General features: G+C 72.8%; 14 protein-coding genes and 1 tRNA gene. 6 read left to right on the plus strand and 9 right to left on the minus strand.

Annotated features, from left to right (window positions below; translation table 11 throughout):
• Positions 1 to 121: 121 nt before the first annotated feature.
• A complete protein-coding gene (locus tag OG965_RS18530) occupies positions 122 to 742 on the minus strand; it encodes a MerR family transcriptional regulator (protein WP_371656978.1) in 621 nt (206 codons plus the stop codon).
• 224 nt (positions 743 to 966) lie between these two features.
• Here OG965_RS18530 and OG965_RS18535 point away from each other — a divergent pair, with 224 nt between their 5' ends.
• From OG965_RS18535 to OG965_RS18550, 4 genes are read left to right on the plus strand one after another with little or no spacing between them, the layout of a single operon-like run.
• Positions 967 to 2538 (plus strand): flavin-containing monooxygenase, encoded by a 1572-nt coding sequence (locus OG965_RS18535; protein WP_371653194.1) that lies wholly within the window; start codon positions 967 to 969, stop codon positions 2536 to 2538.
• Positions 2535 to 3473 (plus strand): alpha/beta fold hydrolase, encoded by a 939-nt coding sequence (locus OG965_RS18540; protein ID WP_371653195.1) that lies wholly within the window; start codon positions 2535 to 2537, stop codon positions 3471 to 3473. Before OG965_RS18535 ends, OG965_RS18540 begins: the two co-directional genes overlap by 4 nt.
• Positions 3470 to 4357, plus strand: a complete 888-nt coding sequence (locus OG965_RS18545; RefSeq protein WP_371653196.1) for an SDR family oxidoreductase — start codon at positions 3470 to 3472, stop codon at positions 4355 to 4357. The genes OG965_RS18540 and OG965_RS18545 overlap by 4 nt, the downstream gene beginning before the upstream one ends.
• An 18-nt stretch (positions 4358 to 4375) precedes the next feature.
• On the plus strand, positions 4376 to 4666 hold the full coding sequence (locus OG965_RS18550) for a hypothetical protein (RefSeq protein ID WP_371653197.1): 291 nt from the start codon (positions 4376 to 4378) through the stop codon (positions 4664 to 4666).
• 78 nt (positions 4667 to 4744) lie between these two features.
• Here the strand turns inward: OG965_RS18550 and OG965_RS18555 are convergent, their stop codons facing one another.
• Positions 4745 to 5548 (minus strand): exodeoxyribonuclease III, encoded by an 804-nt coding sequence (locus OG965_RS18555; protein ID WP_371653198.1) that lies wholly within the window; start codon positions 5546 to 5548, stop codon positions 4745 to 4747.
• Positions 5549 to 5606: 58 nt separating this feature from the next.
• Here OG965_RS18555 and OG965_RS18560 point away from each other — a divergent pair, with 58 nt between their 5' ends.
• Positions 5607 to 6089: a GNAT family N-acetyltransferase gene (locus OG965_RS18560; protein ID WP_371653199.1), complete on the plus strand. Its 483-nt coding sequence runs from the start codon at positions 5607 to 5609 to the stop codon at positions 6087 to 6089.
• 112 nt (positions 6090 to 6201) lie between these two features.
• Here OG965_RS18560 and OG965_RS18565 read toward each other — a convergent pair.
• From OG965_RS18565 to galU, 7 genes are all read right to left on the minus strand, one after another.
• A tRNA-Ala gene (locus OG965_RS18565) sits at positions 6202 to 6275 on the minus strand.
• Positions 6276 to 6350: 75 nt separating this feature from the next.
• Positions 6351 to 7562 (minus strand): gephyrin-like molybdotransferase receptor GlpR, encoded by a 1212-nt coding sequence (gene glpR / locus OG965_RS18570; protein WP_371653200.1) that lies wholly within the window; start codon positions 7560 to 7562, stop codon positions 6351 to 6353.
• A gap of 142 nt (positions 7563 to 7704) precedes the next feature.
• On the minus strand, positions 7705 to 8331 hold the full coding sequence (locus tag OG965_RS18575; RefSeq protein WP_371656979.1) for a GNAT family N-acetyltransferase: 627 nt from the start codon (positions 8329 to 8331) through the stop codon (positions 7705 to 7707).
• Positions 8328 to 8834, minus strand: a complete 507-nt coding sequence (locus OG965_RS18580) for a molybdenum cofactor biosynthesis protein B (RefSeq protein WP_371656980.1) — start codon at positions 8832 to 8834, stop codon at positions 8328 to 8330. Before OG965_RS18580 ends, OG965_RS18575 begins: the two co-directional genes overlap by 4 nt.
• 140 nt (positions 8835 to 8974) lie before the next feature.
• On the minus strand, positions 8975 to 9475 hold the full coding sequence (gene moaC, locus OG965_RS18585; protein WP_371653201.1) for a cyclic pyranopterin monophosphate synthase MoaC: 501 nt from the start codon (positions 9473 to 9475) through the stop codon (positions 8975 to 8977).
• A 59-nt stretch (positions 9476 to 9534) separates the two neighbouring features.
• The gene (gene glp / locus OG965_RS18590) at positions 9535 to 10836 is read right to left on the minus strand and encodes a gephyrin-like molybdotransferase Glp (protein ID WP_371653202.1); all 1302 of its coding nucleotides are present in this window, start codon (positions 10834 to 10836) and stop codon (positions 9535 to 9537) included.
• Entirely contained in the window at positions 10833 to 11744 is a 912-nt protein-coding gene (galU, locus tag OG965_RS18595; protein WP_371653203.1) for a UTP--glucose-1-phosphate uridylyltransferase GalU, read from the minus strand. The genes glp and galU overlap by 4 nt, the downstream gene beginning before the upstream one ends.
• A gap of 123 nt (positions 11745 to 11867) precedes the next feature.
• Between galU and OG965_RS18600 the strand changes: the two genes are divergently transcribed.
• Positions 11868 to 12431 (plus strand): 5-formyltetrahydrofolate cyclo-ligase, encoded by a 564-nt coding sequence (locus OG965_RS18600; RefSeq protein WP_371653204.1) that lies wholly within the window; start codon positions 11868 to 11870, stop codon positions 12429 to 12431.
• The last annotated feature ends 5 nt before the right edge of the window (positions 12432 to 12436 follow it).

Genomic DNA, 12436 nt, shown 5'->3' on the forward strand with positions numbered 1-12436 from the left:
TGGTGGGCTGGTCGCGCAGTTCCCCGCGCCCCTGAGATGCGCCCCTGCGGGGCGCTCCTTTAGGGGCGCGGGGAACTGCGCGAGCAACCCACCACCGGCCCGCAGACGAATTCCGTACCGCTCAGGACCCGTCCGCCAGTCGGCGGTCCATCGCCAAGGACAGTTCCGCCTCGACCACGTGCTTGGCCAGCGGGCGGAGGCGGTCCAGGTCCGTATCGGACGCGTGGGCGTGCAGCAGGTCGACGAACAGCCGGGCCAGGGCATCCGCATGGGCGCGGACCTCGCGGCCCGCCGCCAGGACCGCGGCCAGCGGGATGCCCTCGCGCACCAGCGCGGCCGAGACGTCGAGGAGGCGGCGGCTGATGTGGACGATCTCCTCGCCGTCGACCGCGAGATAGCCGAGGTCGAGGGCGGCCGCCAGGTTCTCCGGGGTCACCTGGCCCGCGAAGTGGTCCGCGAGGGCCTCGGGGGTGAGCCGGACCGGGGTCTCCTCGGTCGGCTCGACCAGGCCGAGCGCCTCGCCCGCGTCGCGGCCGGACTCGAACGCGGCGGTCAGGTCGGCGATGCCGGAGAGGGTGTGGCCGCGTTCGAGGAGCGCAGCGATGGTGTGCAGCCGGGCCAGGTGGTGGTCGTCGTACCAGGCGATGCGGCCCTCGCGGCGCGGGGGCGGGATGAGGCCGCGCTCGCGGTAGAACCGGAGCGTGCGCACGGTGATGCCGGCCTTGGCGGCCAGCTCCTCCATGCGGTACTCGCGGGGCGGGGCGGGGGTGTCGCCCCCGGGTGCGCTGCCGTCTCCTCCGTCTGCCACGCCCGCCAGCCTATGTTGTACCGCCAGTAACTTTCCCCGGCCGGACCCCTACCGCTCGGTATGCCGCTGCTCTACTCTCCCAACTGTGCCAGTGATTACTGGCAGAGTCGCGCGTCATAGAGACTCTCCGCACAGACGTCCTGCATGGAGGCGGTGGCATGGTCCAGCACGAGCGCGAGCCCGAGCACGTACGGGTGGCGGTGATCGGGTCCGGATTCGGTGGGCTCGGGGCCGCGGTCCGGCTGCGGCGGGAGGGGATCACCGACTTCGTCGTCCTGGAGCGGGCCGGGTCGGTCGGCGGGACCTGGCGGGACAACAGCTATCCCGGGTGCGCCTGCGACGTACCGTCCCATCTGTACTCGTTCTCCTTCGCGCCCAACCCGGACTGGCCGCGCACGTTCTCCGGGCAGGAGCACATCCGGGCCTATCTGGAGCACGTCGCCGACACCTTCCGGCTGCGCTCCCACCTCCGCTTCGACCACGAAGTGACGATGATGCGGTGGGACGGCGAGCAGCTGTACTGGGTCGTCGAGTGCGCCAACGGCGCCACCTTCCACGCCGATGTCGTCGTCTCCGCGACCGGGCCGCTCTCCGACCCCAAGATGCCCGAGATCCCCGGCCTCGACTCCTTCCCCGGCAAGGTCTTCCACTCCGCCCGCTGGGACCACGACTACGACCTGCGCGGCAAGCGCGTCGCCATGATCGGCACCGGCGCCTCCGCGATCCAGATCGTCCCGGCCATCCAGCCGCGGGTCCGCAACCTCACGCTCTTCCAGCGCACCCCGCCCTGGGTCATGCCGCGTGTGGACCGGGCGATCACCGCGCCCGAGCGCTGGCTGCACCGGCAGCTGCCGTTCACCGGGGCCGCGCGCCGCGGACTGCTGTGGGGCATCCGGGAGTTGCAGGTCAGCGCGTTCACCAAGCGCCCCAACGAGCTGGGCCTCGTCGAGTCGCTGGCCAAGCGGAACATGGCCCGGGCCATCAAGGACCCGGCCCTGCGCGCCAAGCTGACACCGGACTACCGCATCGGCTGCAAGCGGATCCTGCTGTCGAGCGAGTACTACCCGACGCTCGCCAAGCCCAATGTGGACCTCGTCGCCTCCGGGCTCAGCGAGGTGCGCGGCTCCACGCTGGTGGCGGCCGACGGGACCGAGACCGAGGTCGACGCGATCATCTTCGGTACCGGGTTCCACGTCACCGACATGCCGATCGCCGACCGCGTGGTCGGCGCGGACGGGCGCACGCTCGCGGAGACGTGGAAGGGCGGCATGGAGTCGCTGCGCGGCGCCACCGCCGCCGGGTTCCCCAACTGGATGACGATCATCGGGCCCAACACCGGTCTCGGGAACTCCTCGATGATCCTGATGATCGAGTCGCAGCTCAGCTATATGGCCGACTATCTGCGGCAGTTGGACGTCCTCGGCGGCCGCGTCGCGCTCGCCGCCCGGCCGTCCGCCGTCGGCGCCTGGAACCGGCGCGTCCAGGAGCGCATGAAGCGGACCGTGTGGAACACCGGCGGCTGCACCAGCTGGTACCTGGACGCGAGCGGGCGCAACACCACCATCTGGCCCGGCACGACCGGCGAGTTCCGCAAGGCGGTCCGCGAGGTCGACCTCGGGGAGTACGAGGTGGTCCGCGCCCGGGCCGCCGAGCCCGCCCCGGCGGCGCCGAAGCCGCGCAAGGGCCGCAAGGCGTCCGGCGCCGGTGCCCCCGAGGCGGTGGCCTCATGAGCCGCACGAGCTCCCCGCGCCGCCCCGCGCACGTCACCTCGGGCCCCTTCGCCCCGCCCGACCCCGCCCGTACGCTCACCGCCGTCTCCGCCGACGGCGCCCGGCTGCACGTCGAGGTGCACGGGCCCGAGGGCGCCCCGGCCGTCGTCCTCGCACACGGCTGGACCTGCTCGACCGCCTTCTGGGCCGCGCAGATACGCGCCCTGGCCGAGGACCACCGGGTCGTCGTCTACGACCAGCGCGGCCACGGCCGTACGGCCGCGAGCGCCGTCTGCTCCACCGACGCGCTCGCCGACGACCTGGAGGCGGTGCTCGACGCGACGCTCGCGCCGGGCGAGCGGGCGGTGCTCGCCGGGCACTCCATGGGCGGGATGACGCTGATGGCCGCGGCCCGGCGCGCCGGGCTGCGGGAGCACGCGGCGGCGGTGCTGCTCTGCTCCACGGGCAGCTCACGGCTGGTCGCCGAGTCGCTGGTGGTGCCGCTGCGGCCGGGCCGGCTGCGCACCCGGCTGACCGGCGCCGTCCTCGGCTCGAAGGCCCCGCTCGGGCCGGTCACGCCGGTGGCCAAGAAGATCCTGCGGTACGCGACGATGGGCCCGGGGGCCGCGCCGGACCGGATCGAGGCGTGCGCCAGGATCGTGCACGGCTGCGGCCGCAGCCCCCGCCACTCCTGGTCGCAGGTGCTGGCCGAGCTCGACATCGACGCCCTGGTACGGGAGTTGAGGGTGCCCACCGCCGTGGTGGCGGGGACGGCCGACCGGCTCACCCCGCCGGTGCACGCCCGGCGGATCGCGGCCGCGCTGCCCGTCTGCGTGGGGCTCACCGAGCTCACCGGCGTCGGGCACATGACCCCGGTGGAGGCACCGGAGGTCGTCACGGAACGCATCCGTGAACTGGTTCGTACGTATGTGACGGTCGAGGAGGACGTGGCATGAGCAGGGTGAGCCTGGAGGGGCAGGTCGCGGTCGTCACGGGCGCGGCCCGGGGCGTCGGCGAGCTGCTGGCGCGCAAACTGTCGGCGCGCGGCGCGAAGGTGGCCCTGGTCGGCCTGGAGCCGGACGAGCTGAAGCGGGTGGCCGCGCGGCTGCACTGCGAGGCGGAGACGTGGTTCGCGGACGTCACCGACCACGAGGCGATGGCCCGGGTCGCGCAGGAGGTCAAGGAGCGGTTCGGCAAGGTCGACATCGTGGTCGCCAACGCGGGCGTCGCCTCGGGCGGGCCGTTCGTGGACTCCGACCCGGACGCGTGGCGGCGGGTCATCGAGGTGAACCTGATCGGCGGCGCGGTCACGGCGCGGGCCTTCCTGCCCGTACTGATGGAGAGCCGCGGCTACTTCCTCCAGATCGCCTCGCTCGCCGCGATCACCCCGGCGCCGATGATGACGGCGTACTGCGCGTCCAAGTCGGGCGTGGAGGCCTTCGCGCACAGCCTGCGCGCCGAGGTGGGCTACAAGGGCGTACGGGTCGGGGTCGGGTATCTGTCCTGGACCGACACGGACATGGTGCGCGGCGCGGACCAGGACGACGTGATGCGCGAGCTGCGCCAGCGGCTGCCGTGGCCGTCCAACCGCACGTATCCGCTGGGCCCGGCCGTCGACCGGATCGTGGCGGGCATCGAGCGCCGCTCCTCGCACGTGTACGCGCAGTGGTGGCTGCGGGGGATGCAGTCGGTGCGCGGCTATCTGCCCGCGGTCATCGGGGCCGTGGGCCAGCGCGAGATGCGGCGCTTCGAGCCCCGGCTCGCGAGTGTCGGGCGGGGGCTCGTGGGTGCGGGCGGGGCCGCCGACGAGCAGGAACGCACGCTCCGTGACCTTCCGTAACTGATCGAAATGCGCCGTATGTCCGCCCGTGCCACGCTGGTCGAGGCCCGGAGGAGCCGCGGGAACAGCCCCGGCACCCCGGCCCTCCACACCCCCTCATCAGGAGTGAACTCGATGGGCATCAAGGACCAGTTCCAGGACAAGGCGAAGCAGGCCCAGCAGCAGGGCAAGCAGGCGATGAGCTCGAAGAAGGGCCAGCAGCAGGAGCGCTCGCAGCAGGCCCAGCAGAAGGCCCAGCAGGCCCCGGACGAGGCCCAGCGGGCCGCGCAGGAGGCACAGGACAAGTTCGACATGGACTACGACGCCTGACGCTCCGCGCTGCGCGCGCACGAGGCGGCGCACCCGGGTTGGCCCGGGTGCGCCGCTTCCACATGTGCGCAGAGGCCCCTACGGCCCGTACACCACCGTCACCGGCGCGTGGTCGCTCCACCGCTCCTCGTGCGAGGCGGCCCGCTCCACGTACCCCTTGACCGCGCGCGCCGCGAGGCCCGACGTGGCCATCTGGTAGTCGATGCGCCAGCCCGAGTCGTTGTCGAAGGCCCGCCCGCGGTACGACCACCACGAGTACGGCCCCTCCTCCTCGGGGTGCAACTCGCGCACCACGTCCACGTATCCGCCGTCGGCGGCGTCGAGGACGCGGGAGAGCCACTCGCGCTCCTCCGGCAGGAAGCCCGCGTTCTTCTTGTTGCCCCGCCAGTTCTTGAGGTCGGCCTCGCGGTGGGCGATGTTCCAGTCGCCGCAGACGACGACCTCGCGCCCGTCGGCCGCCGCGCGGGCCCGGAGCTCCTTCAGATACGGCAGGAACTCCCCCATGAACCGGTACTTCTCGTCCTGCTTCTCGGTCCCGGCCTCACCGGACGGCAGATAGAGGCTGGCGACGGTGACGCCGGGCAGGTCGGCCTCCACGTACCGCCCGCTGCCGTCGAACTCCGCGCTGGCGAACCCGACCCGCACCCGCTCGGGCTCGCGGCGCGTGTAGAGGGAGACTCCGGCCCGACCCTTGGCCGCGGCGGGCGCGTGCACGACGTGCCACCCCTCGGGCTCACGCACCTCGGCGGTGAGCTGCTGCGGCTCGGCCCGTACCTCCTGGAGACACACGACGTCGGCGTCGGACCCGGCCAGCCACTCCAGAAAACCCTTCTTGGCGGCGGCGCGGAGCCCGTTTACATTCACAGTGGTAACAGTGAGCACCGGGGCACCATACCGACCCGGTCACCGTGATCGCCTGCATAGAAGTACGCTAGTGCGCATGAATATCCGTACGCGGGGGTACGACCACCCGGACGCCGTGAAGCTCAACGACCAGGTGCAGCTCGAATACATCGAGCGCTACACGGACGAGGGCGACGCCACTCCGCTCGACGCCACCATGTTCGCGCCCCCGAACGGGCTCTACCTGATCGCGTACGACGAGGACGGCCACCCGGTCGCCACCGGCGGCTGGCGCACCCAGGACAAGAACGACCAGGGCTACTCGGACGGCGACGCCGAGCTGAAGCGGATGTACGTCGTACCGGAAGCGCGCGGCCTGGGCCTGGCCCGCCGCATCCTCGCCCTCCTTGAGGCCGACGCCCTCGCCGCGGGCCGCACCCGCATGGTCCTGGAGACCGGCGACCAGCAGCCGGAGGCGATAGCCCTCTACGCCTCCAGCGGCTACTCCCCCTGCGGGAAGTTCGGCCACTACCGCTTCCACGACAACAGCATCTGCTACGCGAAGCCCCTGACGCCGTGACGACTTCGGGCCGCCCGACGGACGGCCCGAACACACCGCCCCAACACACCGTCCGGACACATGAGAAGAGCCCCTGCCGGATTTCTCCGACAGGGGCTCTTCCCTGTTGTTGTGGACCTGAGGGGATTCGAACCCCTGACCCCCTCGATGCGAACGAGGTGCGCTACCAGACTGCGCCACAGGCCCTTGCAACGGGTGAAACATTAGCACCCCGAGAGGGGTGCTCGGAAATCCGGTCCCCGCTGGTCAGCGAGACGGGTGTCACTCGTTGGCCGCGCGGGGGCGGTCGTCGTCCGCGTACTGGTCGAAGAGCGGCGTCCGGCGGCTGCTCGGCGAGGTGCGCCGACGCGGCGCCGGAGGAGCCGGAACCGTCGGGTCCGCGGTGGAGGAGCGGGCCGAGGACCAGGTGTCCGGGGCGCCCAGGTCGATGCTGCCGGTGGCGCGCGGGGCGACCGGGGCCGTCACATACGTAGGAAGCGGCACCGGGACCGGCTCCCAGCTGTCACCGCGCTCGGGGCCGCGCTCGCGCTGCTGGTCGACCCACTCGGCGTGGTCGGTCTGCTCGACCAGGGCGCGCCGGTCGGCCTCCTGCGGGGAGACGACGGGCTCGGGCTCGGGAGCCGGATGCGGCTCCGGCTCGTCCTCGGTCTCCACGGCGGCGGCCGGCTGGCGGCGCGGCTGGCGCTCACGCAGCCGCTGCGCGGCCACCTCGGCACGGCGCCGGTCCATGACGAACGCGAACCGCCGCCGCTCCCGCGCCCGCAGATGCACGATGTACGCGCTGAGCAGTACGGCCGGGACCGCGGGCACCCACAGGAAGCCGAGGCCGCCCACCGCCGCCACGACCGCGCCCAGCGTGAACGTGAGGAAGAGGATCACCGTCGTACGGCGGCGGCGCGCCAGGACCGCGCTGCGCCGGGCGCGCCGAGCACGCTCGGCGGCGTCCGCGGAACGGCCGTTGCGCCGGAGCCCGTCGGCCTGCCGCACGCCCCCGGGTCGCTCCTCACCACGGCGCCCGCCACCGCGGCGCTCCTCGGAACGCGCATCCTGGTGGTGGGACTCCGCGTGGTGCGGCTCCTGGCGGTCAGACTCCTGGTGGTGCGGGTCCTCGGGGCGCGCCTCCTCCGGACGCGGCTCCTCGCGTCCGCCCGGCCGCTTCGCCCCGGCACCCGTCGGGTGCTGTCGGGGCACGGCGAAGTCCCGGACGTCGACGCCCTTGCCGGGGTCCGCGAGGGACTCCGTGGGCGCGTCCGGTTCGGCGTCGGGGACGGGTTCGCCGGAACCTCGCTGCCTCAGCTCCCTGGCGTACCGGCGCTCCATGGCCGACCGTCCGGACAGCAGCCGGATGGCGGTGCTGAAGCGTTCCGTCGGACGGGCCTCGTTGAGCTCGTCCTGCCTGCGGAGCCACATCGGCACCAAGTAGGCGGCCCAGGCCCCGACGATGACTGCGTAAATGAGGCCGCTGCTGCTCACACCCCACACGGTAGAGGGACGGGCGCGAAGGGATACGCCAATTGAGCCGGTGTGTCGCACGATCTGGCTGATATCACTGGCTTTTTTTGTGATTCTTCAGATCGGTTCACGGTCATACGGCGATCGAATTCGAACGTTTATTTCATTTCTCGTGGTGCGCCCGGCGCGCCTGCTTCCACCTGTACAGCAGTCCCTCCGGCACCTCTTCCGCCGTCAGCGCGTACACCAGATGGTCCCGCCATCCGCCGTCGATGTGGAGATAGCGCGGGCGCAGCCCCTCCTCGCGGAATCCGAGTTTCTCCACGACCCGTCGGCTCGGCCCGTTCTCGGGGCGAATGCAGACCTCCATGCGGTGCAGTCCGACCGTACGGAAGCAGTGGTCGGTGGCGAGCGCGACGGCCGTCGGCATGACGCCGCGGCCCGCCACCTCGCGGTCGACCCAGTAGCCGACGTGCCCCGAGCACATCGAACCCCAGGTGATCCCGGCGACCGTGAGCTGGCCGACCAGGTGGCCCTGGTACTCGATGACGAAGGGCAGCATCCGGCCCGCGTTCGCCTCGGCGCGCAGATGCCGGACCATCTGCCGGTAGGTGGGCCGCTGGGCGGGCGGGGCGCCGGGCGCGGGCGGCGGGATGGTCGCCTCCCAGGGCCGCAGCCACTCACGGTTGCGCCGGTTCACCTCGCGCCAGACCCGCTGGTCGCGCAGCTTTATGGGGCGGAGGAGCACATCGCCGTCCGCCAGCTCGACCGGCCATGATGGGACGTTCAGCTTGGGCTCCCCACGGGTCTGGGGTGGTCGCCGCCCCGGATCTGGTCGACGGCGTGCACCAGCAGCCGCTCCAGGACGGCCAGTCCGTCACGGACGCCGCCGGTGGAGCCCGGCAGGTTGACGATCAGCGTGTGCCCGCCCGCGACCCCGGCGAGCCCCCGCGAGAGCGCGGCGGTCGGGACCTTCGCCAGGCCCTCGGCGCGGATCGCCTCCGGGATGCCGGGGACCTCGTAGTCGAGGACGCGTCGGGTGGCGTCGGGGGTGCGGTCGGTGGGTGAGATGCCGGTGCCGCCGGTGGTGACGATGACGTCGTAGCCGGCCGCCGCGCCCGCGCGCAGCGCCTGCTCCACGGGGTCGCCGTCGGGCACGACCAGCGGCCCGTCCACGGCGAAGCCGAGCCCGGCCAGGCCCTCGGCGAGGATCGGGCCGCCCCGGTCCGCGTACACACCGGCCGCCGCGCGGTTGGAGGCCGTGACGACGAGCGCGGCGTACGGGGCGAGCAGCGCCCCGCCGAGCCCTGCCGAGTCGCCGGGGAACGGCGGCGCGTTCTCCACTCCGGGGCGGCCCGGAGCCTGCGCCCGGCCGGGCGCGGCGGGGGGCGTCCGGCTCGATGCCGCCGCGCCGTCCGGCGCACCCGGCGTCGTCACGGTGTGGCCTCTTCCGGCTCGGGGCGGGACCAGTCGCCGGACTTGCCGCCGGTCTTCTCCTCGACCCGCACGTCCGTGATGACGGCCGCCTTGTCCACGGCCTTCACCATGTCGACGACGGTCAAGGCGGCCACCGACACGGCGGTCAGCGCCTCCATCTCGACGCCCGTGCGGTCGGTGGTCCGCACCGTCGCCAGGATCTCCACCGCGTCGTCCGCGACCGTGAGGTCCAGCTTCACCCCGGACACCGCGAGCGGGTGGCAGAGCGGGATCAGGTCCGGGGTGCGCTTGGCGCCCATGATTCCGGCGATCCGGGCGGTCGCCAGGGCGTCGCCCTTGGGCACGCCCTCGCCGCGCAGCAGCTCGATCACGCGCGGCGAGACGCGTACGCGTCCGCTCGCGCGCGCGGTGCGGGCCGTCACGTCCTTCTCGGAGACATCGACCATACGGGCCGCGCCCGCCTCGTCGATGTGGGTCAGCCTGCCTTGCGTACTCATGGTGTGGCGCTCCCGGTCCGGCCTGTGTGGGCAGACACGCTACCGCCACCCCGGCCCGGTCAGCCGAGCAGGACCACCTCCACTTCGGAGCCGGGCTCCACCGAAGTGACGTCCTCGGGGATGACGATCAGGCAGTCCGCCTGGGCGAGGGCGGCGATCAGATGCGATCCCGAGCCGCCGACCGGCGTGACGGCCGACTCCCGCGCGTCGTAGGTCCCGCGCAGGAACTGGCGCCGGGCCGCCGGGGAGGAGAGCGCCTTGTCGACGCGGAGCGCGGCACGCGCGCGTGGCCGGTGCACGTCCGGCAGGCCCATCAGGGTGCGGATCGCCGGGCGTACGAACAGCTCGAAGGAGACGTACGACGACACCGGGTTGCCCGGCAGGGCGAGCAGCGGGGTGTGGTCGGGGCCGATCGAGCCGAAGCCCTGGGGCTTGCCGGGCTGCATGGCGAGCTTGCGGAAGTCGATGCCGCTGCCCGGCTCGTCCTCGTCGCCCACCGAGGACAGCGCCTCCTTGACGACGTCGTACGCCCCCACGCTCACGCCGCCGGTGGTCACCAGCAGATCGGCGCGGATCAGCTGGTCCTCGACGGTCTGGCGCAGCGTCTCGGCGTCGTCGGTGACCGCGCCCACCCGGTAGGCGATCGCTCCCGCGTCGCGCGCGGCGGCGGCGAGCGCGAAGCTGTTGGAGTCGTAGATCTGGCCCTCGGCCAACTTCTCGCCGGGCTGGACTAGTTCGCTGCCGGTCGACACGACGACCACGCGCGGGCGCGGGCGGACCTTCACAGTGCCGCGGCCGATCGCCGCGAGCAGGCCGATCTGGGGCGGGCCGAGCACCGTCCCGGCCGCCAGGGCGAGGTCGCCCGCCTGCACGTCGCTGCCGCGCGCGCGGACGTGGGCGCGGGCCTCGGCGGGCCGGTGCACCCGGACCTCGCCGCTCGCGCCCTCGGGCGCGTCGCTGGCGGCGCGCATCCCGGTGGCCGCGCCCCCGCCCGTACCGCCGTCGGTCCACTCGACCGGGACGACGGCCTCGGCGCCGGGCGGCAGCGGGGCACCGGTCATGATCCGGGCGGCCTCGCCGGGGCCGACGGCCGGGAGCTCGCCGCTGCCCGCGGCGACGTCGCCGATCACGGTCAGTACCGCGGGGAACTCCTCGCTGGCGCCCGCCACGTCGGCGACGCGCACCGCGTACCCGTCCATCGAGCTGTTGTCGAAGGGGGGCAGCGCGAGCGGCACCGTGACGTCCTCGACCAGGACGCAGCCCTGGGCGTCGGGCAGTTGCAGCTCGATGGGTTCGAGCGGCTCCACGGCGGCGAGGACGTCCTCCAGGTGCTCGTCGACCGACCAGATCGTGTTGCTCAAGGTGTCTGCATCTCCTCGGTCACGTAACTGCGAAGCCAGGCCTTGAAGTCCGGGCCCAGGTCTTCACGTTCGCACGCGAGTCTGACAATGGCACGCAGATAGTCGCCGCGGTCGCCGGTGTCATAGCGGCGGCCCTTGAAGACCACGCCGTGCACCGGACCGCCGACCTTCTCGTCGGCGGCCAGCTGCTGGAGCGCGTCGGTGAGCTGGATCTCGCCGCCGCGGCCCGGCTCGGTCTGGCGCAGTATCGCGAAGACCGCGGGGTCCAGGACGTACCGGCCGATGATGGCCAGGTTGCTGGGCGCGTCCGCAGGGTCGGGCTTCTCCACCAGGCCGGTGATCCGTACGACGTCGCCGTGGCCGGTGGGCTCGACGGCCGCGCAGCCGTACAGATGGATCTGGGACGGCTCGACCTCCATCAGGGCGATCACACTGCCGCCCTCGCGCTCCTGGATCTCCACCATCCGGGAGAGCAGCGGGTCGCGCGCGTCGATGAGGTCGTCGCCGAGGAGCACCGCGAAGGGCTGCTCACCGACGTGGGGCGCGGCGCACAGCACGGCGTGGCCCAGGCCCTTGGGGTCGCCCTGGCGCACATAGTGCATGGCGGCGAGGTCGCTGGACTCCCGGACCTTGGCGAGCCGGGCCTCGTCGCCCTTGCGGGAGAGGGCCTCCTCCAGCTCGTAGTTGCGGTCGAAGTGGTCCTCCAGGGGACGCTTGTTGCGTCCCGTGACCATCAGTACGTCGGAGAGACCGGCGGCGACCGCCTCCTCGACCACGTACTGGATCGCGGGCTTGTCGACGACCGGCAGCATCTCCTTGGGCGTGGCCTTGGTGGCCGGCAGGAACCGGGTGCCGAGGCCTGCCGCCGGAATGACAGCCTTGGTGATCCTTGTGGGCGACTGAGTCATGCGCAGCACACTAACCGCTGCGTATGGGCGGAAGATTATCCTCCGGTTAATTCGCTCTCATAAACAGGCATTTGAGGGGATTGTGAAAACACTGTGAGTGATGGTGCATCCGAAAAGGCCCTCTTGCGCGGGGAACTCCTGGGCGCCCGGCGCCTCCTGACGGAGGACGACGTCCGCCGGGCGGCCGAGGCGCTGGCCCGGCGGGCGCTCGGACTTCCCGAGCTCGCGGCGGCCGGCACCGTCGCCGCGTACGTCTCGGTGGGGCGCGAGCCGGGCACGCGAGCGCTCCTCGACGCGCTGCGCGCGCGGGGTGTCCGCGTCCTGCTGCCCGTACTGCAATCGGACAATGACCTGGACTGGGCGGAGTACGAGGGCGCAGACCGGCTCGAACCGGCCGGGCGGGGGCTCCTGGAGCCGTCGGGACCCCGCCTCGGCCCCGACGCCGTCCTCGGCGCCGACACCGTGCTGCTGCCCGGCCTCGCCGTCGACGCGCGCGGGATGCGCCTGGGCCGGGGCGGCGGCTCGTACGACCGGGTGCTCGCCCGGATCGCCGCGGCGGGCCACCACCCCGCGCGCGTAGTGCTCCTCTACGCGAACGAGGTGGTCGCCCGGGTCCCGGAGGAACCGCACGACCACCCCGTTCACGCGGTGATCACCCCGCAGGGCGTGACCCGCTTCACGGCCTGAGCCTC

This window comes from Streptomyces sp. NBC_00224 (assembly GCF_041435195.1).
Lineage (GTDB): Bacteria > Actinomycetota > Actinomycetes > Streptomycetales > Streptomycetaceae > Streptomyces.

Coding starts and splice junctions, on each gene's coding strand:
- OG965_RS18530 (WP_371656978.1), bottom strand. CDS start 742: ATGGAGGAGCTGGCCGCCAAGGCCGGCATCACCGTGCGCACGCTCCGG.
- OG965_RS18535 (WP_371653194.1), top strand. CDS start 967: ATGGTCCAGCACGAGCGCGAGCCCGAGCACGTACGGGTGGCGGTGATC.
- OG965_RS18540 (WP_371653195.1), top strand. CDS start 2,535: ATGAGCCGCACGAGCTCCCCGCGCCGCCCCGCGCACGTCACCTCGGGC.
- OG965_RS18545 (WP_371653196.1), top strand. CDS start 3,470: ATGAGCAGGGTGAGCCTGGAGGGGCAGGTCGCGGTCGTCACGGGCGCG.
- OG965_RS18550 (WP_371653197.1), top strand. CDS start 4,376: ATGTCCGCCCGTGCCACGCTGGTCGAGGCCCGGAGGAGCCGCGGGAAC.
- OG965_RS18560 (WP_371653199.1), top strand. CDS start 5,607: ATGAATATCCGTACGCGGGGGTACGACCACCCGGACGCCGTGAAGCTC.
- moaC (WP_371653201.1), bottom strand. CDS start 9,475: ATGAGTACGCAAGGCAGGCTGACCCACATCGACGAGGCGGGCGCGGCC.
- galU (WP_371653203.1), bottom strand. CDS start 11,744: ATGACTCAGTCGCCCACAAGGATCACCAAGGCTGTCATTCCGGCGGCA.